Here is a 26,446-nt window from a genome sequence, read left to right as displayed (position 1 = left end):
TGTCGATTAATTGTAACCTGGATTTTGATTCAACTTGGGGTTTCTATTGATCTCCTGTTGAGGGATAGGTAACAAAAGCTTACTTTCATCCATGTTGAAAACCTTGGGTTGATTGGTGCGCAAATCGATTTCAACGAGACTGTTCATTACATCCACAGCTCTGCCGTAACGCTTCAGATCATTCCACCTTTCAGCCTCCTGGACCAATTCCAGACGTCTTTCATTTTCTACCAGTTGTCTGAATTCAGCAGGCGTTGCCGAATTAATTGCCGGTAAGGCAACCCTGGTCCGGATCTTATTGAGTTCAACCAAAGCGTCATCGGTTCTTCCCAGTTCATTCAAAGCTTCAGCTTTCAACAAGATGATGTCGGCTAACCTGAAGATGTATTGCCTGTTTGTGCTTGCCCAACCATTGGCATCTTTCCATCTATAGGCGAAAGGAACCATGCCGTTTACCTGCAAGGACCAAAATTCATCCGCCCAAGGGGCACTCTCGAACAATACGCTGGCTTCTTTTCTAATGAGATCCCCTGCTTCGTCAAAGGCAGCGATCAGATCTTTGGAAGGAGTCACAAATTTCCTCCAAGTATCCCCGCTTATCGAGGGGGGCAGGAGCAATTGCGGGCCAAAATTGGCTTCCGGTCCTCCGATGAATTGTACCTCCAGGATAGATTCGGCATTGTTGTAATTGTTGCCATCAAACAGATTTCTAAAGTCTTCCAATAAACGATAGCCTGCCGGGCTGCTTATAACGGCATCGGCATGTTCCAGGACTTTGGCGTAATCTCTATTGGGCATTTGGGCATACACTTTCGCCATCAAGGCATTCGCAGCTCCTCTTGTGGCCCTGGCTTTGTTTACCCCGGCATCTGATCCATAGCTGTCAGGCAACCGGTCAGCCAGAGCAAATTCCAAATCCTGAATGATTTGGGAATATACCTCTGCTTCTGAATTTCTGGGTTTTTGCGTTTCAGCTGGATTGGTAGAGGTGACAGGTTCCAAAATCAATGGCACTCCTCCCCACAGCGTTACAAGCTGGAAATAATGATAAGCCCTCAAAAAGGCCGCCTCTCCCAGAATTTGGTTTCTTCTGTTTCCCACATCAATTTTAGGATCATCGATTTCAGGGACTTTTTGCAAAACCACGTTGGCTTTGGCAATGGCACTATAGATTTGGCTCCAGTTATTGAAAAGCCTGTTATTGACAGGTTGGATGTCAAGGTTGTCCACGGCGAAAATTTCGGGATTATCTCCGCCGGCATAATGATTGTCAGATATTACATCCGAGAAAATCACATTATCCCAGATATAATATTCAGCTTGAAAAGAATCATAGACTCCTGTTAGTGCCGCTTCGGCATCACTGGCAGAGTTGTACGCATTTGTTGAGGTCGCTTCTGATATCGGGTCTAAATCCAGATAATCATCACAGGCAACCAACGCCATTGATAAGGCTGCGGCAAAAATATGTATTGACTTGATTTTCATGACTGATTAAATTAGAATGAAAGGTTTAGACCAACGATGATGTTACGCGATTGAGGATACGTGCCAAAATCTACCCCCATGACGGTATTACTTGCTCCAAAGGCATTGACCTCAGGATCAAAGCCTTTGTATCCGGTGATGGTCAATAAGTTTTCTCCTGTCACGTAGGCCCTTAATCCGGTAAGCTTCATCTTATCAAGAATATTTCCCGGAGCATTATATGCTAAAGTCAGTGCCTGAACTCTCAAGAAAGATCCGTCTTCAACGAACCTGGTAGAAATTCTGGAGTTGTTGGTATTGCCCCAAGAAGCCCTTGGTATAGCTGTTATATCACCCGGTGCCCTCCACCTGTCTTTCACTGCCAAACTTTGGTTTTTGGCATCTGTCATTCCTTCGGTTTCCATTCTGGTGGCATTGAACACATCATTTCCCTGCACACCTCTTAAGAATATGCTTAAGTCAAAATTCTTGAAGGACAGGGTGTTGGTCATGCCATAAATGAAATCAGGATGCGGGTTTCCGATAAATCTTCTGTCATCGGAAGCAGGCGTGAAAGTGCTTTCTCCATTTTTATCGATATAGAATGCATTCCCTGTTGCCGGGTCCACTCCTCCGTAGACATACCCATAGAACATCCCCAAGGGCTGGCCTTCAACAGAATAACTCACATCACCTCTCCCAGCAATACCCCCTGCGATGATTTCCTCCCCGATAATGTTTACGACATTATTTCGGTTCATGGAAATGTTGAAATCGGTCTCCCATCTCAAGGCGCCTTGGCTATTCACCGAGCTGATTTGGAGCTCCAAGCCCTTGTTTTGCAGTTCACCGATGTTTTGGATTCCCTGATTGAAGCCCGTAGATCTCGGAAGTTGGACGTTCAGCAATAAATCAGAAGTGTTTTTGATATAAGCATCTGCCATGATCGTCAACCTTGAATCCAAGAATGTCGCATCTATACCTAAACTTAACTGTTCTGTAGACTCCCACTTTAAGTCCCTGTTTTCAATAGAGCTTTGGTAGCTTCCGGGGAATATCACACCCCCAAACGGATAATTGGCGCCATAGGAAACCCTGCCTACATAGGCATAGTTGGAACTGGAGATTTGATCGTTTCCTACGATACCCCAACCAAATCTGACTTTCAAATCTTCAACCACCGGACTGATAGTTTCCATAAACTGTTCTTGTGATAATCTCCATCCAACAGAGAATGAAGGAAAATATCCCCACCTGTTACCCGGGCCAAACGAAGAGGAACCGTCAGCCCTGAAATTTGCAGTCAGCAGATATTTTTCATTGAAATCATAGGTGACTCTTCCTAAAAATGAGGCATTTGCTTTTTCTGATTTTGTATTGCCGGCTGACTGGATGATGGATCCGGCATTGGTAGTCGTGACCACGTCATTGGCAAATCCCCTTCTTTCGATGTGGTTATTTTCCCACTGATATTTCTGCAGGACAGACCCTAAAAGGGCAGAAAAATTATGGTTACCAGAGATCTTTCTGTAGCTTAAAGTATTGTCAATGATATGATAGCTCATGTGATCGGTATTGTTTCTGGCAATACCCTCGGTTGCCCTGCCGTAACTGGTGCGGAAGGGGTCCAGGAAATAGTCATAAACCCCTGTGTTCTGATCGATGCCCACATTACTTCTCAATCTCAATTCAGGAGTGAAATCAATTTCAGCATAGATATTACCCAACACTCTCTGGTTTTTGTAGCCTCTTTGGGAGCCATCGGTACTTGATATGGGGTTTTCCCAATCTTGGAACGGATTGCTGGTGAATGTCCCATCAGGATTATAGATGCCTATGTTTGGCGGTGTGGAAAGCATGCCTAAAATAACCCCACCTTGATTTACAGCCTGATTGTCGGCGACATCAACGTCATGGTACTGCATGTAGTTGAAGTTTGTCCCGATCTTCAACCAACTGTTCATATACTGCTCCAGGTTAACTTTAAAATTATACCTGTCCATCTCGGAACTTCTGACAGCACCTTTCTGCTGCGTCCAGCCACCGGAAATGTAGTAGGTTGTCTGGTCGTTTTTTCCTGATACTGACAACTGGTAATTCTGCGATGATCCATTTTGGAAAACCTCTTTTTGCCAATCCGTATTTGATGTATACCTGCTCCAATCCGTATTCTGGCCAAACTCTGTCATCAAATCTCTGTATTGCTCAGCATTCAAGACCTCTAGCGTTCTCCATGGTTGGGAGAAACCAGCATAAGAGTTGAATTCAAACTTAGGGGCACCGGCTTTTCCCTTTCTGGTGGTGATCAGTACTACACCGTTGGCTCCCTGCGCCCCATAAATGGCTGCCGATGATGCGTCCTTCAAAACAGATATGTTTTCAATGTCAGCCGGGTTGATGGTCCTGGTATCGGTAGTGGGCACACCATCCACTACATACAAAGGATCACTGCTGCCGGAAATGGAGTTGGTGCCTCTGATTCTGATGCTAAAACCTGAAGATGGTTTGCCAGATGGGGTGATCACCTGAACTCCGGCCATTTTGCCCTGGATTAAATTGCCAAACTGGCTGTTTGGCCGGGCATCAAAAACTTCAGAACCGACTACGCCGACAGATCCGGTAATGTCTTTCCTGGCTTGCTCTCCATAACCGACCACTACCACTTCTTCCAAGGAGCTTACGTCTGGACTCATGGAAATATGGATTTGATTTTGTCCGGCTATATTGACTTCCTGACTCGTGTAGCCAATAAATGAAATAACAAGGATGGCGTTGTCATCCGATAAGTCCAGCGAAAATTTTCCGTCCAAATCAGTAACAGTTCCTGTTCCTGTTCCCTTGACCAAAATGCTTGCACCAGGCAGGGGCAAGCTGGCTTCGTCCAGCACCGTTCCGCTGATTCTCCTGGACTGGGCATGTAAATCATGCGGAAAGCCAGCTAAGGAAAACAATAATAGGGTCATATAGACCGCTATTATCTTGCTTTGTAAAATTTTACTTTTCATAAATATGTGATGGGTTTTAATTTGTTAAATGATTTTTTGACAAGTAGCAAAAATGCACACCCGGTCAAATATATTTTGCCTTTTATTCCCGCCCATATTTATCACTACACTTAAATCACTTCATTGAAACCGGCCTTACGTCATCTATACTTCATTTTTTCATAAACTTTTGAAAATAAATGGTTTAAGTTTTTCGTTTTTTGTATAATTGTATTTCGAATAGGAGGATTTTTTGGAGAAGAATGATTACGCTATTTGGATTTAACCAGCTTCATGAAACAGATATCTGATACTATTGTTAAATTCGCGGCTGATATGAAGCTGGCTTTCGGAAAGAATGAAAAAATTAAAGACGTGTAGATTACTGGCGCTGCTGATCCCATTTTTCTTCATAGGGTGCGATGTGTTTCCTGCACAGGCCAATTCAACAACTGGTGTGTCTTCTTTAGGAGAATTCAACGGAGCTCCCAATATTGTGCATTACAACAGATCGGATTTCAATGCAGATCCCCAGTTTTGGGCGATGTGTGAAGACAACGAAGGAGTCATGTATTTCGGGAACAATGACGGGGCTTTGGTTTTTGATGGCGAATCCTGGCAAAAGGTAATCCTGCCAAATGGTTCCTCGGTGAGGAGCTTGTACCATGCTTCTGATGGAAATGTATATGCAGGAGGGTTTAACGAGTTCGGGTTGATCAGGAGGAATAGGTATGGGATTTATGAATTTGAGTCATTATTGGAATTAATCAACAGGGAAAATCAAAATTTTGAGTCAGTTTGGAATATTCAAGAGGCTCAGGACCATATTGTATTCCGCTCCTTCAAAATGTTGATTGCTGTTTCCAATCACAGGGCTACAGTGCTTCCCTCAGATCAGGCCTTCACTTTTTCAACAGTAACAAACGGGGTATTCTATCTCGTGGATAACGGTATCTTAAAAACCATTAACTTTGATAACCTTCAGTACGAAAACCTGTTATCAAAACACCAGCTTTCAGGCGAGGACATTGTAGCCTTGCTGGAGGGAAGAGAAAAAAATGAACTACTCGTCATCACCAAACAAGGCTCCATACTGAAATTGGACAGGGATTCATCCGCATTAAGTTTCATGACGAGGGTCATAGCTCCTCATTCAAATAATCTGATCACCTGTGCCCACAAATCCAGAGAGGGTCTTTACTTTTTGGGGACACTGAGTTCAAAAATTTTGATTCTCAATTCCCTGGCGGAAAAACTGGAAGTGACTGAAGCCTTCCAACAACTTCAGGACCAGACCGTATTGAATATCTATGAAACCGGTGAGGGGAATATCTGGGCCCTGTTGAATAATGGGTTGGATTGTATTGATTTAGCATCACCCGTGACCACTGTGTTTGAAGAGGCCTCAGTTTATGATGTGAAAATTGCCCAAAATAAAGTCTACATTGCCAGCAATCAGGGGGTTTATGCCTCTGAAAAGGCTTCAGAATCAGCTTACTTTTCCAAATTGGGATTCTCAAAGGTTCAAGGAATGGAAGGACAGGCCTGGACGTTGCAGGAGTTTGAAGGGAATGTCCTGGTAAGCCATGATAAAGGTGTATTTGTAATCAGTCCCGATGGCGAAACCTATAGCCTACCCCACCTCAAAGGGGTGTGGAAAGTAATACCAATAAACGGCAAACGTCAACTTTATCTGGCCTGTGCCTATGACGGCTTGTATCTTTTAGAATACGGCTCAAACAAGAGGTTTGGGTTGATACAGAAAATCGAAGGTTTTGAGGAATCATCAAGGGATATTTTACAAAGTAAGGCCTCGAATACTTTTTGGGTTTGTCATGGATACAAGGGAGTGTATAGAATCAGGCTAAACGACGGTTTTACGAAAGTGGCTGGAATAGAACATTATAAAGACCAAAATGGCCTCCCTTCTCCATACAGTGTCAATGTATTCGAATTCAATGGAGAAACCATCTTCACGACTAATCACGGTATTTTTACATTTGATGATTCCAATAATCAATTTGTTCCCCAATCTCAACTGAATGGATATTTTGGAACCGAACTCAACGTAAGAAAGGTGTTGGAGGATCAGGGTAAATTTTGGTTTGTGCATGATGATGAGGCAGGATACCTGGAACTGAGCAATTCACCGGAACTGAATAAAGGACTGTTCACGATGCTGAAGGGAGAGTTTAATAGATCGATGGAATGTATCTTGCCCATTGACCGGTCGCTGGTATTGATGGGTACGAGAAAGGGACTTTTTGCATTTGATCTCACTTATGGTAGCCAAAAAAATAAAAGCGGGGTAGTATTTAGAAGCATTACTTATTCGCTCGAACAGGAGGGATACAATGGTGAAATTCACAATTCTAAAGACGCTCCATTATTTCTTCCTCATCATGTGACCAATCTTAAATTCAATTTTGCCGTTCCCGGATTCCATGATAAAAAGCAGGTTCAGTATGCCTATCTGCTTGAAGGTTCAGGGCAGCCATGGTCTGCTTGGACGGAAAAATCATCCGCGGAATTCAGTTATTTAAAGCCAGGAAACTATATGCTTACTGTGAAGGCCAGGAGTAGGATAGGAGAGGAGTCTGCAGAAAGTTATTATTATTTCAATATCGCCCCCCAGTGGTATCAGACACCGGTAGCAATTATCCTATTTGCTTTGCTGGTATTGCTGATTGTATCGTTTTTAATTTTTGCGGTAAAAAGGAAGATCAAGGCGGAAAAAGAAAAGGCCCGCGTTGATGAAGCAGAGCGGACAAAGCTGCTTGAACTCGAAATCCAGCAGATGAAACTTGAGCATGAAAAGAGAAAGATTGAAAGGGATAAAGAAATTTTAGAAGAGGATGTGGTTTATAAAAGCAAAGAACTTGCAAATTATACCATGCTTTTGGTTAAGAAAAAGGATCTTCTGAACGAACTCAACGAAGAGATTCGGCAAATTAGGGACGGTACTTCCAATGAGAAGGTAAAATCCAAACTAAGATCCCTTCAAAGTAGGATTAAGTATAACCTCAGTGATGAGGAGCACCTGCAGGTGTTTGATTCAAATTTTGAAAGAGTCCATCAGGCTTTTTTCCGGGAACTGAAAATGGCCTATCCTAACTTTTCCACAAAGGAGTTGAGACTTTGTGCTTTTGTGAAAATGAATCTTACCAATAAAGAAATAGCATCTATCCTCAATATTTCCGTAAGAGGAGTTGAGACTGCCAGATATAGGATGAGAAAGAGACTGTCTCTGGATCATGAAGTGAATATGGTCGAGTTCCTGGATTCCCTGTCGCATTCAGGTTTTGACCATGAGCTCGAGGAAAATAATCTTAATTCCCATGATGGTATCAAAAAATAGCTACATAGCCCAAGTTAATCATCGTTATTATTTAAAACTAGGGTTTACGGGAAGATTAAAGTCACAGGATCTTTTACGATAATTGCGGGAGGTACTTGCGACCCTCTGACCATAACAACAGGCTGTTTTTTGTTTTATTGTCTTTCGCCAGCTGCGGAAAATCCATCGAGAACAAAAAAGGATAGTCGTTTTTCCAATATAGGAAAAGGTAAAAAACCCTTCAAAAGCAATTCCGAAGGGGTTGTCCGTATGGGGGCCGGTGTTCCCGAAATCGGCTACGTTGCTTCGGGACAGGCTTCTCCTCCGGCGGTTTAATTAAAAAAGCCCCTTCTTGATGAGAAGGAGCTTTAATACGTACCCAGGGCCGGAGTCGAACCGGCACGAGTGTTACCTCATTGGTGTTTGAGACCAACGCGTCTACCAATTCCGCCACCTGGGCTTATCCAGTGCTCTGCACCGCACCGTTCCTTGCTGAACGGGATGCAAATATGGTTAAAGAATTTTTTCCATACAATAATTTGGGCTTGCGATGATTTACTTTTTTGAACTTTTTTCCGGTCTTTGTTATGCAGTGAGCCAAGTGTTTTTCAATAAGACATTCGATTCCAATATGTTAAGCCTCGAAATGAATGAACACGGGACTGTCATAACGCAGACCCAAAAGATCTGCCCCATGGCCATGGTTAATGCCGATTTCCAGCAGCCCTAGGCTATTGAAAAAAGCATAGCAGTCCCCCGGCTCCACTTCATCGTAGGTTTTTTGAAGTCCATCCAGGGATTCCCTTCCAAACTCTATCCGGAACCTGCCCGGGTTCAGTTTCCCAAATACTTCTTTGGGGATGTTGGTGATCAGGTTGCCATAATGGTCCACCCGCAGCACATAGCCTATGATCTGTTTTTTGCTGGCTTTGAATTGCCGTGCCATCATTTTTTTGATGCTCTGTAATGGCCCGCCAAAATCATGGATGGCAGCGCCGCTGGCCACTTTGGCGGCGATCGGCGCCAAAATATCTTTGGCGGGAAAAGTGCTGTCTTTGACATGGATGTCTGAAAACTTGACGATGATTCCCGGCTCATGGTCTGCCAACATGCTCAACACACCGTTGTTGGGCCCTACAAATACATGCTCATTTAGCTTCACGCCAATAAAACCGTCAGTGATGTTGCTTGTGGCATTTAAGGCTACTAAATGAACGGTGCCTTTCGGAAATTCGTTATATACAGCACGAAGAACAAAGGCAGCATGGGCAATGTCGTAATGGGCAATCTCATGGCTGATGTCCACAATGGACAGCTGTGGATTTATAGAAAGCATTTTGGCCTTCACCACAGGTACGTAGTAATCTGAGTTTCCAAAATCTGATATAAATGTCACTAGCGCCATACAAGCAAGTCAATTAAAAATTCGTACTTTTGTAGTAAGAATAAACAAAAATAGGTAATTTATATTGTAAGGATAAGATTGAAATTACTTAATTAGCAGAAAAATATTGGTAGAAAAAGTCATTACATTAGAAAACGTTTCTTTGCTGGATTTTCTCGGATCTGAAAACGAAAACATCAGACAAATATCCGCAGCATTTCCCCAGAGCAAAATTGTTTCAAGGGGTAACGAAATCAGGATTAAGGGCCAGGCTCCGGAAATTTTAAAGATCAATGATATCCTGAACATGCTTCTGGAACATTTTAACCGGTTTGGACGGGTTACTCCGGAAAATGTAAAGGAATACATCGCCCTGGAAGGAACCCCCATAAACGCCCTGCATACCCACAGTGATATCATCCTATATGGAAACAAAGGTTTGGTTATCAGGCCCAAGTCGCCAAACCAGAAAAAGCTGGTTGAATCATCCTATAAAAATGACCTGGTTTTTGCCCTTGGTCCGGCCGGATCAGGAAAGACCTATATTGCCGTGGCGCTTGCTGTCAGGGCATTGAAAAACAGGGAGGTTAAAAGGATCATCATTACCAGGCCGGCGGTAGAGGCCGGGGAAAACCTTGGTTTCCTTCCGGGGGATCTGCAGGAAAAACTCGATCCCTATTTGAGGCCTATTTATGATGCCTTGGGCGATATGGTCCCCACAGAGAAGCTCAAATTTTATCAGGAAAGCCGGGTGATTGAAATTGCCCCTTTGGCTTATATGAGGGGAAGAACGCTCCATGATGCCTTTATCCTTTTGGATGAAGCGCAGAATACGACCAGTCAGCAGATCAAGATGTTTCTGACCAGGATGGGCCCCAATTCCAAAGTGATCATTACAGGAGACCAATCCCAGGTTGATCTGCCTGCTAAACAGAAGTCCGGGTTGAGGGAATCACTCAGGATTTTGAAAGACGTCAAAGGTATAGGGGTGGTCAACCTTACCGGTAGGGATGTGGTACGCCATAAATTGGTCAAATCCATTATAGACGCGTATGACAAACATGAAAACGAAGACGGTAAAAAGATAAATGGACCTATCAGTAAGCAAAGTTGATAATCAGGAGGACCTTAAAAAAGCCTTCAGAATCAGAGAAGAGGTTTTTGTCCACGAACAGCTGGTTGCTCCCGATGAGGAGTACGATGAGTTTGAAAACAGTTCCGTTCATTTTTTGGCTTATATCGGACAGCAGCCGGTGGGGACGGCCAGATGGAGAATGGCGGACAAAGGCGTAAAACTGGAAAGGTTTGCGGTATTGAAGCCTTTTAGGGACCAGGGGATAGGACAAGCTTTGGTAAAGGCGGTTTTGGAGGATATCAACAATAATCCGCAAACCGCCGGGAACGATATCTACATGCATGCCCAGGTGGCCGCTGTGGGCCTTTACCGGAAATTCGGGTTTGAAAAGGTAGGGGAAAAATTTATGGAATGTAACATTGAACATTATCTCATGAAACTTTCTAAGAAATAATCAGTTTATATTGTTTAATAGATACTTTAAAAATAAATAATCATATTTAAATTTGATTTTTGAATACCACAATTCGAGAATATATGAAAAATTCTATCCTTACACTTTTGTCTTTAGCGTTTTTTATTGTCAATGGCCATACACAAGTCATGGAGCGCGAAATCCCCCACAACAACGAAGTGAAACTGAACATTGCCAACACGATCCTGATCGGCTCCCTGGAACTTGGGTATGAGCATTTTTTGGATCAAAACCAATCCATAGGGGTGGAAGTGTTTTTCTTTGATAGGTTTTCATACATATCCGATACAGATGAAAACCGGGATTTTAACGCGACCAGTGTGTTATTGTCTTACAATTACTATTTTGTCAATCCTGCACAGCCTTCTGGCCTTTACGTTTCCCCTTTTTTGAAATACCGGGGGGGAACCTTCACGGAAACTGTAGATGACCAGACCATAGAAACAGATCTCAATAGCTTTATTATCGGCATAGGTGGGGGATACAAATGGGTCCATAATGATAAATTTGCCCTCGGCCCCTATGTGAATATAGCCAGAGGATTTAACAATGATGTAAGCACCCGGTTTTCTGCAGTGGAAGTGAATGCCGGTTTCAGCATTGGTTTCCGTTTCTGATATTTTTGAGGAACATCCATTGGATAAAAATCAGGGGTTAGCAAGACGGTTTCCAAAAGATTCAAACAAAGGGAAAGGTTTTTTGAAGCAAATGAACAGAAGACCTGTTAATCCCTGACAATGATTTTAATCCAGAGGCTCTCCGTTAAGGCAGGGTCTTTTTTATGGCTTTTTATTGATTATTTTACTATCTTTCTCCAAACTTTTTTCAAGAGATGAAGTTCAATGAATTTCCTTTTTTAAGATACACGTTTTTTTCCTTTTGGGTGTTATCGTTTATCCCCAAACAAAGCCGGGGTCGGAGTTCGCTTTGGTGCTGCTTTTTGCAGGATTCGGCATGTATGGGCTGATGCTAATTGTTCACAGAATCTATAGGATTCCTGTCTCCAACGTTGTATTTCCCTTTTTGGCTTATTTGATGCTTGGTTTGGCCGGTTTCCAATTGGCGTCACTAAAAGATGCGCGTAATGATCCGGTTCATCTGGTAAACACGGGGCCTGTTGTTGCCTATTTAGCAGAGGTTCAGCAATGGGATGAACAGAAGCCGAATAGCGTCGCCAACGCTCTTAAGATTCTGGCTATAAAAAGAGAAGGGGAAATGATACCTGCCAGCGGAAAGATCCAGTTTTACCATAGATCCGCTCAAGCACTGCAACCCGGAGATGTTGTCCTTGTAAAAGGAAGCCCCGAGCGGATCCCTTCTCCAAAAAATCCCGGGGAGTTTGATTATGCTTCTTTTATGGCTAACCAACAGGTTTTTCACAGCCATTTTGCAGGGGATAGTGTAACCCTGCTCAGCAGGGGCCGTCATGCTAAACTTTCCCACAAGATTGCCGCAATAAGAAATCACCTGTTGGGGAAAATTGATCATTTTGTCCACGATCCTGCTTCAGCACAAATAGCAAAAGCCTTGTTATTGGGCCAAAAAAATGACCTTGAAACGGAAGTAAGCGATGCCTACGTGACCGCCGGGGCCATGCATGTGCTGGCTGTTTCAGGTCTTCATGTTGGGATTATCTATGGATTTTTCTTCCTTCTGTGGAAACCCCAGCGGTTAAAACGAATCAAAAGGGCTGTATTTTTGAGCGTTGTGATTCTGGTAATATGGGGCTATGCCACGCTTACGGGTTTGTCCCCTTCCGTGTTGAGGGCAGCGACCATGTTCACCATTATGGCATTATCACAAATAAAATCCAGGAATCCGTCCATCTATAATTCCCTGGCACTTTCTGCACTGATTCTGGTGATGTATGATCCTTTTATCATCTACTCGGTGGGGTTTCAGCTTTCCTATGCCGCGCTCACGGGGATTTTGCTTTTCCAACCTGTGATTGCAAGGGTATGGACTCCCATGAACCGCTGGGTACATTATTTCTGGGAAATTACCGCTGTGAGTATCGCGGCCCAGCTTGCCACCTTCCCGCTTTCTCTATATTATTTTAACGTATTTCCCACCTATTTTTTGTTTTCAAACCTTGTCGCTATTCCCGGGGCATTTCTGGTCATGTCAGTAGGGATCCCTTTTTTAATGCTTTCCTCCCTTTCCGGGCTGGCAGCGTTTCTTGGTTATGTAGTCAATATTTTGATTTTTTGGCTTAATAAAGCCGTTTTTAGCCTTCAATATTTACCCTCAGCAAAACTGGAAAATTTGTATTTGTCCGTGTGGGAAATGGTTCTTTTTTGGGGTATTCTGTTGCTTTTATACGGTTTTGTAATTGATAAAAAGAAGAATTATCTGAGAGCCGCTGTTTTGGTTTTTGCCTTTTTGTGTGTGACCAAAGCTTGGATTCACCTGAAGGGATATTGGAAAGAAGAACTGTACATTTACCAGGTCCGGAAAGGCAAAGTGATAGACTATTTTTATGGCGGACGACTTTATACTTATATGGAAGAAATCCCGGAGGAGGATTTTCAGTATCAGGTACTTCCCAACAGGATCAGGAACAGAAAAACTCGGACCCGACCGCTTATTCATCAGGAAAAAGGGGGTGGGCGTGAACTGTTTTTGCCAAATAACAAGTCTGTCCGGTTAGAGGAAGAGACCATAAACCTGAACAATCTGCCTTGTCAGGTTGCTGTATACCGTTCGGGACATTGGGAAAATGTCCCTGACCACTCCACACTTTCAATGGGCAACACCGCGATAAAAATAAATTTCAAGTGAGGGACGGGATTTTTGCGATTGGCGTGATTGTGACTTACTTTGGATAAAAATCGGTAAGCTATGGCACAGGCATATGTTAGTAGAAAAACAATTAACAGGATAGGTTACCTGACATTAAAGAGACCCGATAAAAAAAATGCACTCAATGGGCAGATGGTAAACGAAATTCATCAAAGTTTGGATCACTTTGAGAAGGAAGATGCTGTCAAAGTGTTGGTGATACGGGCTGCCGGTGATGTGTTTTGTTCGGGGGCGGACTTGGGATATCTGGAACAATTGAAGGACTTTTCCTATGAGGAAAACCTGGAAGACAGCCATTTGCTCAGGTCTTTGTTTGAAAAAATATACCGGTTCCCGAAAGTGGTCATCGCACAGGTTCACGGCGCGGCCATTGCAGGGGGATGTGGCCTGGCCAATGTCTGCGATTTTGTGTTCGCCACGGATAATTCGGAATTCGGCTTTCCTGAGGTGAAAATCGGCTTTCTCCCTGCCCTGGTAATGGTCTTTCTAAAGGAAAAAATAGGAACAGCAAAAGCCAGGCAGCTGCTCCTTACCGGCGACATGATCAATGCGGAGGAAGCGCTGAAGATGGGAATGGTGTTTAGGGTTGTAGAGAAAAAAGCGCTGGAAGGAGAGGTTAAGGCTTTTGCCCAAAAACTGATTCATGAAAACTCAGGGGAATCACTTGCTTCCATCAAGAAAATGTTGGCCTTATTGCCTGGAAAGAGCTTGGATGAAGGGCTTAGGTATGCGGCCGAAATGAATGCCAGGGCCAGGAATACCGATGATTGCAAAAAAGGGATCGCTGCATTTTTGAACAAACAAAAAATACAATGGTAACTTGAAAACCAAAGCCTTACATGTATTAAAGGCGTATTTCGGCTATCAGGATTTCAGGCCTCTCCAGGAGGAAATCGTGCTTTCCATAGCAGATGGAGGAGATACGCTGGCGCTGTTGCCCACCGGGGGTGGGAAATCGATCTGTTTTCAGGTACCTGCCCTGATGCAGGAGGGCATCTGTATTGTAGTGAGCCCCCTTATCGCCTTGATGAAGGACCAGGTGGATAATCTTAAGCAAAGGGGAGTCAAAGCCACCGCGATTTACTCGGGTATGCAGAAAAGAGAAATTGACACTTTGCTGGATAACTGCGTATATGGCGACATCAAGTTTCTTTATCTATCCCCCGAGCGCCTAAAAACCGACTTATTTGTGGAAAGGTTCAAGCGGATGAATGTTTGCATGATAGCCGTGGACGAAGCCCATTGTATCTCCCAGTGGGGGTATGATTTCCGGCCGCCCTATCTGGAAATAGCGGCCCTAAGGGAAATTCATCCCCATGTACCGATGATCGCCCTCACCGCCTCTGCGACGATGGAGGTCAGAAAGGATATTATCGACAAACTCCGGCTAAAAAAACCGAATGTTTTTGTACAGTCTTTTGCCAGAAAAAACCTTTCTTACGTGGTTAGATGGGCAGAAAATAAGTTTGAAAAAGCCCTGGACATCCTGAACAAAGTGCCTGGAAGTGCTATTATTTATGTAAGAAGCAGGAAAGGCACAAAGGAAATAGCTGCCCAGCTTAACCGTCTGGGAGTTTCAGCAACTTTCTACCATGCTGGTCTGGATCAGCAAAAGCGCGAAAGCAGGCAGATGGAATGGATCAAAGGGAAAGTAAGGGTGATGGTGGCCACAAATGCCTTTGGAATGGGAATAGATAAGCCTGATGTAAGGCTCGTCGTCCATATTGAGGCACCTGAGAATCTGGAGAACTATTACCAGGAAGCCGGAAGGGCAGGCAGAGATGGCATTAAGGCTTTTGCAGTACTTATCGTACAGGAGCAGGATCTTCTCCTTCTTAAAGAGAAAGCCGAAAAATCATATCCTCCGGAAGAAACCATAAAAAGAGTATATCAAAGTCTGGCAAATTATTACCGGATCGCAGTGGGCAGCAGCCCTATGGGAAGTTATGATTTTGATTTGACAGACTTCACACAAAATTATCAGCTGGATCCCATGACCACTTATAATGTGCTCAAAGTGATGCAAGAGGAATCCCTGGTGTTGTTCACGGAAAGTGTCTTTATGCCGTCCACACTTCACATTCTGGTTGACCAGAGCAAACTTTATGAGACGCAGATCGCATATGCCAAACTGGATCCCCTGATTAAAGTTTTGCTGCGGATGTACGGCGGAGAGCTTTTTGTCAATTATATAAAAATTTATGAAAGCAAACTGGCCAAATTATTGCAGTTGTCTGAAATGGAGGTTGTCAGAATGCTGGAGCAGCTGGATGCGATGGGGGTTGTAGCGTATCATGCAAGGAAAGACAAGCCCCAGGTAACTTTTCTTACCCCAAGGCTTGACGCCCGAAGTTTGCCGCTGGATAAAAGGAGAATCGCCCACAGAAGGCAACAGGCCATTCTTAAAGCGCAGCGTATGATCGGATACGCTCGAAATGAAATGAACTGCCGGACCGATCAGATTTTGGAATATTTTGGAGAACATAGTGATCATCTGTGCGGTATTTGTGACGTGTGTTTGAAAGCCAAAAGAGAAGCCGGCCATGTGGGTGACCTGGAGCTGATCAAAGAGAAGTTGCTGAGAACATTACAGGGGGGAAAAGCGTTTTCTGTAGAGGAGCTGTTTTCCCGGTCTAAGCTAAACATGGATGATGAAGGTGTGGGCATTCTCAGAGAACTGGAAGACCAGGAGATTATACATACTGAAATGGACGGCAAAATCAAATTGAAATAACATGGGTTTTAGTGACGATGTTTTACAAGGCTTGTTTCCCGGTAAGAAAAACCGCATTGGTTTTAAGGAAAACTTTGTTGTTTCAGAGGAATACCTGAATGAGGTAGATTTGTGGATGGATTCCGGGGAAGGCCGGGATGCCCTTGCAAAAGTATATCAAAATTACCACCTCAAAAAAGCAGGCATTCCTTGTGAACCGGAGGTCCATATACTGAGATCGCCTTATGCTAACGGTTTTGCTTTGAACTGCCAAAAAACCATGACGGGGAAAATTTTTTCAAATCTTTTCTTTGCATTTGGACAACGGATGTTAGCTTTGGGGTATAGGAAGGTCAGCCTGGACAGAAAGATGCAAGAGATAAGTGACCAGGTGAAAGTAACAGAAAAGCTGTATTTTAAGCCGGATTTTGTCACCCCCCGCCACTCCGATAAAATTAATCAGCTTTTTGGCAATGTGACCATAGAAAAAGTGTATATAGACGATAAACCCGATTTTCTAAAAGTACTGGTTACTGTATATTCAGACCGGTTATATGATGAGGCGCGGCCCTTTGATCAATATATAGAACACTTATTTAAAGCAGATGAATAAGGTTATGGATAGAAAAATTCTTAAAACCCTTTTAGAAAATTACAGGACGCCCTTCGAGGAAGAGAAGCAATTTGTTGATGATTTTATCGCTTTGACCGATGATCCGATAGCTTATAGCCGGGAAAGAAAAAAGGGCCATTTCACCGCCTCTTCCTGGATTGTCAACCGTAGGCGTACCCATACCTTACTTGGCCTCCATCGAAAGCTTCAAAAATGGCTTCAGCTGGGAGGTCACGCAGACGGTAATGAGAATCTCTTAGAGGTGGCGATGACCGAAGCTAAAGAGGAAAGCGGGCTCGCTTCGCTTCGGCTTGTTGACCGGTTTATTTTCGATATCGACAGACACATTATACCCACCTATGGGGAGGATGCTCAGCATTTTCATTATGATGTCAGGTTTTTGATTGAAGCGGAAATGGATGAACCGCTTGTGATCAGCCCTGAAAGTAAAAGCCTGGCCTGGGTGAGTTTTGACATGGTAGAGGAGTTGGTAGGGCATAATATTTCTATCTTGAGGATGTTGGAAAAAACAAGTAAATCAGAGATCATCATTTGAATCATTTGTCTTTAAAGAAAATTCGTCTTGCCTGTTGAAAGGAACAATGGGTTATCTCTTTTTATTTTTTGATTTGCCTGAAATCTAGAATCCCTATCTTTGCCAAAAAAAATCAATGTTGAGGAGATTTATGTTTGTTAACCTGCTGGTTTTGGTGGTTTGGGCCTGTGGTCCATCAGAAGACCGGTTATTCGATGCGGGGATCGCGTCTTTGGAAAATCGTGATTTTCAAAAGGCGATAGATTACTTTGACCGGTTATTGGAGAAAAACGGAGCCCATGCTGCTGCCTGGAATGCGAAAGGGGTGGCTTATTTTGAGCAGGAAAACTGGCAGGAAGCCATTGCTGCGTTTGATCAGTCGATAATTGCAGACAGTACCAACTATAAACCTTTTTTTAACCGTGGCAATGCGTTATTGGAGAACAAAGCCTATAAAGAAGCCGTCATGGATTATAATATGGCTAATGGATTAGCTCCCCAACAGGTTGATATTTATTACAACAGGGGACTGGCACTTTTGGGCCTGGAAATGTATGAAGATGCATTGGTGGATTTTGAGCAGGCCCTGCAGGCCAACCCCAATCAGCCTCAGGTGCATTTCAACAAGGCCAAAGCGCTTTTGGGGAATAATGATCCGGTGGCCGCGATTTCTTCTCTTACCGAAGCCGTTAATCTGGACAAAAGAAATGCTGCGGCCTATTATTTGTTAGGTGTAACCGAAATGAGTGCATTGGGCAGGAAGGAAGAAGGTTGTGCCCATCTTAAAATGGCACTAAGCTTGGGATACCCTCAGGCCAATGAATGGATCGAAGAGTTTTGTAAAGAATGATGGCCGGGATAGGAAAGGACATATCCAAAGCCAAAGCGCTGTTGGAATCCGGTGAACTTGTGGCAATCCCTACGGAAACCGTTTACGGGTTGGCGGGAAACGCCCTCGATACAGATGCGGTCTTGAAAATATATAAGACCAAAAACCGGCCAAGTTTCGATCCTTTGATCATTCACATAGGGGAAGCCGAGCAGGTTTTTAAATATGTTCAAAATATACCGGAGGAATTGATGGCATTGTGCAGGTTTTTTTGGCCGGGCCCGTTAACGGTTCTGCTGCCCAAAAAGGATATCATACCGGATTTGGTCACAAGCGGGCTGGATACGGTGGCCGTAAGAATCCCCGATCACCCATTGACACGGGAGCTTTTATTGTCACTGAAGTTTCCTCTCGCAGCTCCCAGTGCGAACCCCTTCGGGTATATTTCTCCCACCAGGCCGGAACATGTGATGGACCAATTGGGTGATAAAATCCCCTATATCCTGGATGGAGGCAATTGTCAGGTAGGGCTTGAGAGCACCATTGTGGGGATGGAACATGACCAGATTACGATTTATCGCCTGGGAGGAATAGAGGTGTCCGCCATAGAGAAGGTGGTGGGCAAAGTCCTCATATTGCCGCAGTCGAGTAGCAACCCAAAATCGCCCGGAATGCTGAAGAGTCATTACGCGCCGACAAAACCTGTATTATTAGGTGAATTGGATGTTCTTATCAAAAGATATACCACAAAAAATGTAAATTTTGGTATATTGTCTTTCAATAAAATATATAAGGATATAGATCCTTCCAGACAGGCGGTGTTGAGCCCTGGAGGCAGTTATGAAGAGGCGGCGAGAAACCTGTTTTCAAGCATGCGGTATTTGGATAAGGCCGATGTTTCCGTAATTTTGGCTGAAGAGTTACCCGAAGAACATTTGGGAAAGGCCATAAATGACCGCTTGAGAAGGGCTGCGGCAAAATAAAATGATTATTTTTAAGTAAATTTTAAACCTACAACTTATGAACAATAGAATCAAAACCGTGGATAATGTTGATTTTAAAGGGAAAAAGGCACTCGTTAGGGTGGATTTTAACGTTCCTTTGGATGAGCGATTTCGTGTAACCGACAATACCCGGATAACAGCAGCGGTTCCAACCATCAAGAAAATATTAAATGACGGGGGAGCAGTTATTTTGATGTCTCATCTCGGTAGACCCAAATCAGGTCCGGAGGACAAATTCTCTCTCAAACATGTGATCACGGAACTTAATAAAGAGCTGGACGTATCGGTTAAATTTGCCAAGGATTGTATAGGCATGGAAGCCACGCAGTTGGCCACCAGTCTTAATCCCGGTGCTGTACTCCTTTTAGAGAACCTGCGTTTCTACAAGGAGGAGGAAAAAGGAGACGAAGAGTTTGCCAAGAAACTTTCAAAGTTGGGAGACATTTATGTAAATGATGCTTTTGGAACGGCACACAGAGCCCATGCTTCCACCTCCATTGTGGCGAAGTTTTTTGTGGACAAAGCCGCCGGGTATCTGATGCAGGCTGAGTTGGAAAATGCCGATAAGATTCTCGGGGGACCTGAAAGGCCTTTTACTGCGATCATGGGAGGAGCAAAGATTTCTGATAAGATTTTATTGATAGAAAGGCTGTTGGACAAAGTGGATAATTTGATTATCGGGGGTGGCATGTCCTATACCTTTGCAAAAGCCCAGGGAGGATCCATAGGGGATTCATTACTGGAAGAGGATAAGATGGGACTGGCTCTTGAGTTGATGGAAAAAGCCAAAAATAAAGGCGTCAACCTGGTGTTGCCGGAGGATACCGTGACCTCAAAGGCTTTTGCGAATGATGCCGAACAAAGTACAGCTAAAGCAGGACAGATCCCTGATGGATGGATGGGCCTGGATATTGGGCCGGAGAGCCGGGCAAAATTTGCTGAGATCATAAAAAAATCAAAAACCATCCTCTGGAATGGCCCGATGGGTGTATTTGAAATGAGCAGCTTTGAGCATGGGACCAAAGCGATGGCCGAGGCTATAGTGGAGGCCACCCGTAACGGTGCTTTTACGCTGATCGGAGGAGGGGACTCAGCAGCTGCGGTAAACAAATTCGGTTTTGGTGAAGAGGTTTCTTATGTTTCAACCGGCGGAGGGGCTTTACTTGAACTAATGGAAGGAAAAGAACTTCCCGGAGTAAAAGCGCTCGAACCGTAAAATACTGTTATATTTGAATATTAAGGTCCATTTCTCCCGGAATTGGACCTTTTTTATCCTGCTTGGCCACAGTTTGGGTTGTCTTTGGCCTTCTGTTCTTTATGGGTTGGGGGTAATCCCGGGCCTACAAACCCTGTGGGAATATGAAGTTTGTGGGGACCACACTTTGGTGGAGAGAATGTACGCGCAGTTTCAAGGTAGTTCGGAAACAATGTAGAAAGCATATTTTCGTTCTCGGGTTATACTTGTTCGTTTTTAAGATCTGTTATCAATCAACGGAAACTTTCACCCATGTCTATAGAAATAGGTAACCTTTCTAAATACTATGGTTCCCAGAAAGTATTGGATCAAATCAGTTTTCAGGCAAAACCTGGACAGATCCTTGGCTTTTTAGGACCCAATGGGGCAGGAAAGTCCACTACCATGAAAATCGCCACCGGTTATCTAACTGCCGATGCAGGGGATGTTTTGGTGAAAGGCGTTTCGGTGAACAAGTTTCCCAAAACCGTAAGCAGAATGATTGGATATTTACCGGAACATAACCCGCTGTATTTGGAAATGTACATTCCGGAATTCCTGTCTTTTATGGGCAGTTTATACCGCATAAAGGGAACCCACTTGAAAAACCGGGTAAACACCGTGATGGAGCAGTGCGGGCTCATGCCGGAAAAAACAAAAAAAATAGGCCAACTTTCCAAAGGCTACCGTCAGCGGGTGGGATTGGCCAAAAGCCTGGTGCATGATCCCGAAATCATTATTTTGGATGAGCCCACGACAGGTTTGGACCCGAACCAACTGGTCGAAATCAGGAGATTGATCAAAGAAATAAGCCGGGACAAAACACTGATTCTGAGCACCCATATCATGCAGGAAGTAGAGGCCATTTGTGAAAAAGTCGTCATCATCCACAAGGGGAGGATTGTAGCCCAGGATCTGTTGCGTAACCTTAAATCCGATGAAGGGGAATACACCTTGATATTGGAAACTGAGGAATATTTGGAACAGGAATGGTTTGGCGGTTTGGAGTTTGAAAAAATCAACCCTCTACACCCCAACACTTTTGTCTTTACCTGCAACAAACCCAAAGAATTGAGAAAATCTCTGCTGGCGCTGGTACAGGAAAAAAACCTTAACTTAATCAGCATCAGACAGCAAGAAAAGAATCTGGAATCCGTCTTTTACCGTTTAACCCAGTCCTGAATATGTGGAGGTTATTTCTTAAAGAAGTCAATTCCTTTTTTAACAACCCTACAGGGTACTTGATTGCCTGTGTTTTTCTTATCTCTTTAGGCCTTATTGTATGGGTGTTTCCGGGTACAAGTGTTTTGGAATATGGATACGCAGATCTCGGGCCCTTATTCAGTTATACCCCGTTTGTTTTTGTGTTTTTGGTTCCAGCGGTAACCATGAAAATGCTGGCCGAAGAAAAAAAATCAGGAACCTGGGAGCTGCTTAAAACATCCCCTTTAAAGGATTATCAAATTGTTTTGGCCAAATATTTCGCAGCTTTACTGTTGATTTTATTTATTCTTTTACCCACTCTGGTTTATTACTACAGCGTGGTGCAATTGGGAGAGCCGGTAGGGAATATCGACAGTGCAGGTTTTTTTGGTTCCTATATTGGACTTTTTATGGTGGCAGCTGTTTTTTCCGCCATCGGGATTTTCAGTTCAGCGCTTGTTCCCAATCAGATCGTGTCTTTTGTGATAGGAGTGTTTATGAGTTTTTTATTTTACGGCGGTTTGGCAGCGGTTGCAACCTTGTATACCGGGGATTTTGGACTTTGGGTGGAAGAACTGAGCCTGAGTTTTCATTATGACCAAATGGGAAGAGGAGTGATTGATTCCTCCAACCTGTTTTATTTTACAGGAATGATCCTTACCTGGTTGGTTTTGACATGGATCTTGGTGGCTAAACAATAAGATGAGAAGATGAGAACAGCGGCGATCGGTTTGGGAGTAATTTTGGTGGGGTGGATATTGATATATCTCATCAATCTGTGGGTGTTGTTCAGAATTGACTTGACAGAGGAAAAGAGGTATTCCCTGAGTGATGCGACCAAAGTTGTGCTGGCTGAAATGGAGGAGCCACTGGAGGTGGAAATTTTGCTTGCCGGTGAGTTGCCCGGTGGTATGAAACGGTTTCAGAAGTCCATAGAAAATACCTTGAAAACGTTTGGGGCCTATAGTCCGGAAAAAATCCATATTTATTTTCAGGACCCCTTAGAACTGGATCCTGAAATACGGAAGGAATATATATATGCCCTGGCGGAATACGGTATCAACCCGACCAACCTTCACGCAAAACAGGGTAGCGGAGAGATTACAAGGATGATTTTTCCGGGGATCATCCTCAGAACTGAAGATTATGAAATCGGAGTTCTTCTACTTAAAGGCGAGAAAGGAATGACCCCGGACGAAATCCTCAACCTCTCCATGGAAAATCTGGAATTTGAGATAAGCCAAGCGATCAAAAGGCTCTACAGCCGCCATCAGAGGACAGTAGGCGTAATTATTGGACAGGGAGAGATGGAGGAGGACGAAGGGTTTGGCATGGTGGAGGCGTTGAATGATGATTTTGAAGTATACAAGGTGCCTTTTGATCAGGCCAAAAGCGTAGAGGATCTGTTGGGCTTTGAGGCGTTGCTGGTGGCAGGGCCCAAAACCTCCTATGGGGAACGGGAAAAATACCTGCTGGACCAGTACCTAATGTATGGAGGCAATCTTCTGCTTTTTATAGATCAATTGATGGTAGACCTTGAAATGGCAGGGGATGAAGGAACCGTGGCCATGCCCTTTGATACCGGCCTTGATGACCTGTTGTTCCGTTATGGTATAAGAATCAACCGGGATTATATTCAGGACCTGAATTTTGGTTATCATCCGGTGGTGGCCGGGGACTTTGGCGACCAGTCCCAGATTGTGCCGTTGCCATGGCCATTTTATGTGAACGCGGGAAGAATGGCTGCCCATCCTATTACAAAGGGGCTTGACCAGCTTCAGTTCAGGTTTGTCAGCAGCATAGATACCGTCAAGGCAGAAGGCGTGCGGAAGACCCCTCTGGTATTTACGAGTAATTACAGCAAGACCTTGAATGCCCCGGTAAGGGTGGCCTTTGAAGACATGGCCAAAGATCCGGAGGTGGAAACCTTTACCCAAAGTAACCTGCCTTTGGTTTATCTGTTGGAAGGGGAATTTACTTCTTATTTTAAGAACCGCTTTTTGCCCGAAGGGTTTGATAAAACGGATTTTAAAGAATCAGGTAATGGCGGAAAAATTGTGGTGGCAGGCGACGGGAACCTGGTAAAAAGCCTGATCGACCCCCAGTACCATGAACCCATGCCGCTTGGATTGGACCCCTATACTGATGCGGTGTCATCCAACAGGGAATTCCTGCAGAATGCAATGCAATACCTGACCGACCCAGACGGAATTATCGCTACCAGAAATAAGCAGTTTAAAATCAGACCCCTAAATAGGATCAAAGCCAGAAACCAACAGACGTTCTGGCAGGTAATAAATATTTTGCTTCCCGTCGCAATTATTGTTGCGGGAGGGTCAATAAGGATGTATATTAGAAAAAGAAAATATACCGGAAGTGAAAATTCAGGGGCTTAACCAGCCTCTTTCATGTAGCCAACTTACTTTCCGGCATTGAATTGCAGGTGATACTATTAATCAAAAAGCGGTTTGTCTATGAGTAATCCCAAGTAGTAACAAAATATATGTTGTTTTTCTTATCAAAATATTTTCCTTTTAGGTCCTTTTATGATTTTATTTATAAATTTACCCTGTTATAAAGTAAACCGTAATTTATCGCTGTTTTGATGGGATATCTCCCAAAGCCATCTTATCAGAAATGTTTCGTTGAGGTGGCTTAGGCCGGGAATTCCAGTGACCATAAAAAAAGATCATATACATATGAAATTTATTGTTTCCTCTTCTTCTCTGCTAAAACACCTTTCATCTATCAATGGTGTGGTAACCACGAATCCGGTGGTGCCCATTTTGGAAAATTTCCTTTTCGAAATAAAAGACAGTAAATTGACTGTTACCGCCTCTGATTTGCAGACTTCAATGATCACGGAAATTGAAGTGGAGGCAAAAGAAGACGGAAACATCGCCGTACCGGCAAGGATTCTAATCGAGACCCTCAAAAATCTGCCTGAGCAGCCTGTCACATTCAGCATTGATAAGGATACCTACAGTGTAGAGATAAGCTCTGACAATGGCCGGTATAAGTTGGCAGGAGAAAATGCCACCGATTTTCCGAAGATACCGGGCGTGACCAATGCCACTTCCGTGGATATGTCCACCGATGTGCTGAATAATGCCATAGCCAACACCATATTTGCCACGAGCAACGATGAGCTTAGACCTGCTATGACGGGAGTTTATATCAACCTAAGCGACACCAATACGACTTTTGTGGCCACAGATGGTCATAGATTGATACGTTATAGACGGGTAGACATCGCTTCTTCAGAACCTGCGAGCATAATCGTACCCAGAAAAGCACTGAATCTACTGAAGTCTACGCTGCCCTCTGACAATGTTCCGGTATCAGTGGAATTTAACAACAGCAACGCCTATTTCAAGTTCAACAATATAAAAATGATCTGTAGGCTGATTGATGAACGTTTTCCGGATTACGAAAATGTAATTCCTGTGGACAATGAGAACAACATGACCATCGATAGGGTGGAGTTTTTGAGTTCGCTCAGGAGAATCGCAATATATGCCAACAAAACCACCCATCAGGTGAGATTGAAGTTGACCGGGAGTGAGCTCCAGATATCAGCGGAAGATCTCGATTTTTCCAACGAAGCCAACGAGAGGCTGTCTTGTGAGCACGACGGGGAGGACATTGAGATAGGGTTCAATGCCAAATTCCTGGTTGAAATGCTGAATAACCTCAATGCAAAAGAAGTGACCCTCAAGTTCAGTGCGCCTAACCGGGCAGGGTTGATACTTCCCTCGGATATGGCGGAAAATGAGGACATACTTATGTTGGTCATGCCGGTGATGTTGAGCAATTATGTATAATCCCCTCTGAAATCAAGTAGCCATTCATCTATGCCCGGAAAATCCCGGGTTTTTTTATGGCCAAAAAACTGGACACGCTGCTTTTATACGATAAAGGTTAGTGGAAGTATTCTGAGGAACATTGAAGGGGAGGAGAAATGTTTATAGTTATATTTTTTTGTCTATTAAGACTTTATTTGCATGGTTTTTGTGATTTTTAGATAAAATTTATTTCATTTTAACTAAACCAACAATCATCATGAGTAGTATTTCAGGAAAAACTGTAGCCATTATCACAGAAAATGGTTTTGAAGAATCAGAATTTATCGAACCCAAAAAAGCGTTGGAAGATGCGGGGGCTACCGTCCATGTGGTTTCTCCTCAAAAGGACAAGATCGTTTCCTGGAAGGACGGCAACTGGGGAAGTGAATTCAAAGTGGATAAGCACATCAGCGAAGTGACCGAAGGTGATTACGATGCAGTAGTAATCCCCGGTGGCGTGATCAATCCGGATCACCTGAGAAGATCAAAAGAGGCAGTTGATTTCATCGGTTCGTTTATAAAGGAAGGCAAACCTGTGGCAGCCATCTGCCACGGACCGCAGGTTTTGATCGAAACAGGACTGCTTCGGGGCAGGGAACTGACTTCATTCCATTCAGTAAAAACCGATATTGTCAACGCAGGCGGTAAATGGATAGATGATTCCTGTGTATGTGATCAAGGCCTTGTTACGTCACGAAATCCCGGTGATTTGCCGGATTTCAATAGGAAAATGATCGAAGAGATCAAGGAGGGGCAACATAAAGAGCAGAAGATGACATAAAGCCTGCCAGCCAAGTCAGGGATGGATTTTCGGGTTAGCCAACGGATTCATTATCCACGCCTGCCTGCTTCCCTTACGGCTTTGGGAGCCGGACGGACGAGACAGGGTTGATAGGGAATCCATGAAATGATTCCGCCCTTTGAACCGTTTTCCCTGGTAATATTT

The 26,446-nt window shown here is 43.8% G+C and carries 20 protein-coding genes and 1 tRNA gene; 17 read left to right on the top strand and 4 right to left on the bottom strand.

Going from position 1 to position 26,446, the window contains the following annotated elements:
- Positions 1–6: 6 nt before the first annotated feature.
- Together ACFPFU_RS13380 and ACFPFU_RS13375 are read right to left on the bottom strand one after the other, a co-directional pair.
- Positions 7–1,488 (bottom strand): RagB/SusD family nutrient uptake outer membrane protein, encoded by a 1,482-nt coding sequence (locus ACFPFU_RS13380; protein ID WP_377065268.1) that lies wholly within the window; start codon positions 1,486–1,488, stop codon positions 7–9.
- 11 nt (positions 1,489–1,499) lie between these two features.
- Positions 1,500–4,472 carry a SusC/RagA family TonB-linked outer membrane protein gene (locus ACFPFU_RS13375; protein ID WP_377065267.1) on the bottom strand — a complete coding sequence of 991 codons (2,973 nt, stop codon included), beginning with the start codon at positions 4,470–4,472 and terminating at the stop codon, positions 1,500–1,502.
- A gap of 337 nt (positions 4,473–4,809) precedes the next feature.
- Between ACFPFU_RS13375 and ACFPFU_RS13370 the strand changes: the two genes are divergently transcribed.
- On the top strand, positions 4,810–7,809 hold the full coding sequence (locus ACFPFU_RS13370; RefSeq protein ID WP_377065266.1) for a triple tyrosine motif-containing protein: 3,000 nt from the start codon (positions 4,810–4,812) through the stop codon (positions 7,807–7,809).
- Positions 7,810–8,164: 355 nt separating this feature from the next.
- Here ACFPFU_RS13370 and ACFPFU_RS13365 read toward each other — a convergent pair.
- Positions 8,165–8,248 (bottom strand) — tRNA-Leu (locus tag ACFPFU_RS13365).
- A gap of 174 nt (positions 8,249–8,422) precedes the next feature.
- Positions 8,423–9,193 carry an SAM hydrolase/SAM-dependent halogenase family protein gene (locus ACFPFU_RS13360; protein ID WP_377065265.1) on the bottom strand — a complete coding sequence of 257 codons (771 nt, stop codon included), beginning with the start codon at positions 9,191–9,193 and terminating at the stop codon, positions 8,423–8,425.
- Positions 9,194–9,299: 106 nt separating this feature from the next.
- Here ACFPFU_RS13360 and ACFPFU_RS13355 point away from each other — a divergent pair, with 106 nt between their 5' ends.
- The 16 genes from ACFPFU_RS13355 to ACFPFU_RS13280 all read left to right on the top strand — a co-directional run bounded on the left by ACFPFU_RS13355 (position 9,300) and on the right by ACFPFU_RS13280 (position 26,281).
- On the top strand, positions 9,300–10,286 hold the full coding sequence (locus tag ACFPFU_RS13355; protein ID WP_377065264.1) for a PhoH family protein: 987 nt from the start codon (positions 9,300–9,302) through the stop codon (positions 10,284–10,286).
- Positions 10,261–10,701, top strand: a complete 441-nt coding sequence (locus tag ACFPFU_RS13350) for a GNAT family N-acetyltransferase (RefSeq protein ID WP_377065263.1) — start codon at positions 10,261–10,263, stop codon at positions 10,699–10,701. The genes ACFPFU_RS13355 and ACFPFU_RS13350 overlap by 26 nt, the downstream gene beginning before the upstream one ends.
- Before the next feature lie 83 nt (positions 10,702–10,784).
- A complete protein-coding gene (locus ACFPFU_RS13345; protein WP_377065262.1) occupies positions 10,785–11,339 on the top strand; it encodes a DUF3575 domain-containing protein in 555 nt (184 codons plus the stop codon).
- A 262-nt stretch (positions 11,340–11,601) separates the two neighbouring features.
- Positions 11,602–13,503, top strand: a complete 1,902-nt coding sequence (locus ACFPFU_RS13340; protein WP_377065261.1) for a ComEC/Rec2 family competence protein — start codon at positions 11,602–11,604, stop codon at positions 13,501–13,503.
- Between the two features lie 60 nt (positions 13,504–13,563).
- Positions 13,564–14,343 carry an enoyl-CoA hydratase/isomerase family protein gene (locus ACFPFU_RS13335; protein ID WP_377065260.1) on the top strand — a complete coding sequence of 260 codons (780 nt, stop codon included), beginning with the start codon at positions 13,564–13,566 and terminating at the stop codon, positions 14,341–14,343.
- A 1-nt stretch (position 14,344) separates the two neighbouring features.
- The gene (locus ACFPFU_RS13330) at positions 14,345–16,258 is read left to right on the top strand and encodes a RecQ family ATP-dependent DNA helicase (RefSeq protein ID WP_377065259.1); all 1,914 of its coding nucleotides are present in this window, start codon (positions 14,345–14,347) and stop codon (positions 16,256–16,258) included.
- Position 16,259: 1 nt separating this feature from the next.
- On the top strand, positions 16,260–16,850 hold the full coding sequence (locus ACFPFU_RS13325) for a hypothetical protein (RefSeq protein WP_377065258.1): 591 nt from the start codon (positions 16,260–16,262) through the stop codon (positions 16,848–16,850).
- Between the two features lie 4 nt (positions 16,851–16,854).
- Positions 16,855–17,406 (top strand): NUDIX hydrolase, encoded by a 552-nt coding sequence (locus ACFPFU_RS13320; protein WP_377065257.1) that lies wholly within the window; start codon positions 16,855–16,857, stop codon positions 17,404–17,406.
- A gap of 115 nt (positions 17,407–17,521) precedes the next feature.
- On the top strand, positions 17,522–18,235 hold the full coding sequence (locus ACFPFU_RS13315; protein ID WP_377065256.1) for a tetratricopeptide repeat protein: 714 nt from the start codon (positions 17,522–17,524) through the stop codon (positions 18,233–18,235).
- A complete protein-coding gene (locus ACFPFU_RS13310) occupies positions 18,235–19,197 on the top strand; it encodes an L-threonylcarbamoyladenylate synthase (RefSeq protein ID WP_377065492.1) in 963 nt (320 codons plus the stop codon). The genes ACFPFU_RS13315 and ACFPFU_RS13310 overlap by 1 nt, the downstream gene beginning before the upstream one ends.
- A gap of 37 nt (positions 19,198–19,234) precedes the next feature.
- The gene (locus ACFPFU_RS13305) at positions 19,235–20,434 is read left to right on the top strand and encodes a phosphoglycerate kinase (protein WP_377065255.1); all 1,200 of its coding nucleotides are present in this window, start codon (positions 19,235–19,237) and stop codon (positions 20,432–20,434) included.
- 291 nt (positions 20,435–20,725) lie between these two features.
- Entirely contained in the window at positions 20,726–21,634 is a 909-nt protein-coding gene (gene gldA / locus ACFPFU_RS13300; protein ID WP_377065254.1) for a gliding motility-associated ABC transporter ATP-binding subunit GldA, read from the top strand.
- Between the two features lie 2 nt (positions 21,635–21,636).
- Positions 21,637–22,356 (top strand): gliding motility-associated ABC transporter permease subunit GldF, encoded by a 720-nt coding sequence (gene gldF / locus ACFPFU_RS13295; protein WP_377065253.1) that lies wholly within the window; start codon positions 21,637–21,639, stop codon positions 22,354–22,356.
- A 9-nt stretch (positions 22,357–22,365) separates the two neighbouring features.
- Positions 22,366–24,051 carry a gliding motility-associated ABC transporter substrate-binding protein GldG gene (gene gldG / locus ACFPFU_RS13290; RefSeq protein WP_377065252.1) on the top strand — a complete coding sequence of 562 codons (1,686 nt, stop codon included), beginning with the start codon at positions 22,366–22,368 and terminating at the stop codon, positions 24,049–24,051.
- Positions 24,052–24,354: 303 nt separating this feature from the next.
- Complete coding sequence (gene dnaN / locus ACFPFU_RS13285; protein ID WP_377065251.1) at positions 24,355–25,479, top strand: DNA polymerase III subunit beta; 1,125 nt, start codon at positions 24,355–24,357, stop codon at positions 25,477–25,479.
- Between the two features lie 238 nt (positions 25,480–25,717).
- Positions 25,718–26,281, top strand: coding sequence for a type 1 glutamine amidotransferase domain-containing protein (locus tag ACFPFU_RS13280; RefSeq protein WP_377065250.1), 564 nt, complete (start codon positions 25,718–25,720; stop codon positions 26,279–26,281).
- Positions 26,282–26,446: the final 165 nt, after the last annotated feature.

This window comes from Negadavirga shengliensis, from assembly GCF_042652345.1.
Lineage (GTDB): Bacteria > Bacteroidota > Bacteroidia > Cytophagales > Cyclobacteriaceae > Negadavirga > Negadavirga shengliensis.
The sequence above is the reverse complement of the archived record's forward strand: the minus strand, read 5'-3'. Positions and strand labels throughout refer to the sequence as shown.

What these genes read in the sequence shown, in the direction of transcription:
- ACFPFU_RS13380 (WP_377065268.1), bottom strand. Translation starts at nt 1,488, where the DNA reads ATGAAAATCAAGTCAATACATATTTTTGCCGCAGCCTTATCAATGGCG.
- ACFPFU_RS13375 (WP_377065267.1), bottom strand. Translation starts at nt 4,472, where the DNA reads ATGAAAAGTAAAATTTTACAAAGCAAGATAATAGCGGTCTATATGACC.
- ACFPFU_RS13370 (WP_377065266.1), top strand. Translation starts at nt 4,810, where the DNA reads ATGAAAAAATTAAAGACGTGTAGATTACTGGCGCTGCTGATCCCATTT.
- ACFPFU_RS13360 (WP_377065265.1), bottom strand. Translation starts at nt 9,193, where the DNA reads ATGGCGCTAGTGACATTTATATCAGATTTTGGAAACTCAGATTACTAC.
- ACFPFU_RS13350 (WP_377065263.1), top strand. Translation starts at nt 10,261, where the DNA reads ATGGACCTATCAGTAAGCAAAGTTGATAATCAGGAGGACCTTAAAAAA.
- ACFPFU_RS13345 (WP_377065262.1), top strand. Translation starts at nt 10,785, where the DNA reads ATGAAAAATTCTATCCTTACACTTTTGTCTTTAGCGTTTTTTATTGTC.
- ACFPFU_RS13335 (WP_377065260.1), top strand. Translation starts at nt 13,564, where the DNA reads ATGGCACAGGCATATGTTAGTAGAAAAACAATTAACAGGATAGGTTAC.
- ACFPFU_RS13325 (WP_377065258.1), top strand. Translation starts at nt 16,260, where the DNA reads ATGGGTTTTAGTGACGATGTTTTACAAGGCTTGTTTCCCGGTAAGAAA.
- ACFPFU_RS13320 (WP_377065257.1), top strand. Translation starts at nt 16,855, where the DNA reads ATGGATAGAAAAATTCTTAAAACCCTTTTAGAAAATTACAGGACGCCC.
- ACFPFU_RS13315 (WP_377065256.1), top strand. Translation starts at nt 17,522, where the DNA reads ATGTTGAGGAGATTTATGTTTGTTAACCTGCTGGTTTTGGTGGTTTGG.
- ACFPFU_RS13310 (WP_377065492.1), top strand. Translation starts at nt 18,235, where the DNA reads ATGGCCGGGATAGGAAAGGACATATCCAAAGCCAAAGCGCTGTTGGAA.
- ACFPFU_RS13305 (WP_377065255.1), top strand. Translation starts at nt 19,235, where the DNA reads ATGAACAATAGAATCAAAACCGTGGATAATGTTGATTTTAAAGGGAAA.
- gldA (WP_377065254.1), top strand. Translation starts at nt 20,726, where the DNA reads ATGTCTATAGAAATAGGTAACCTTTCTAAATACTATGGTTCCCAGAAA.
- gldF (WP_377065253.1), top strand. Translation starts at nt 21,637, where the DNA reads ATGTGGAGGTTATTTCTTAAAGAAGTCAATTCCTTTTTTAACAACCCT.
- gldG (WP_377065252.1), top strand. Translation starts at nt 22,366, where the DNA reads ATGAGAACAGCGGCGATCGGTTTGGGAGTAATTTTGGTGGGGTGGATA.
- dnaN (WP_377065251.1), top strand. Translation starts at nt 24,355, where the DNA reads ATGAAATTTATTGTTTCCTCTTCTTCTCTGCTAAAACACCTTTCATCT.
- ACFPFU_RS13280 (WP_377065250.1), top strand. Translation starts at nt 25,718, where the DNA reads ATGAGTAGTATTTCAGGAAAAACTGTAGCCATTATCACAGAAAATGGT.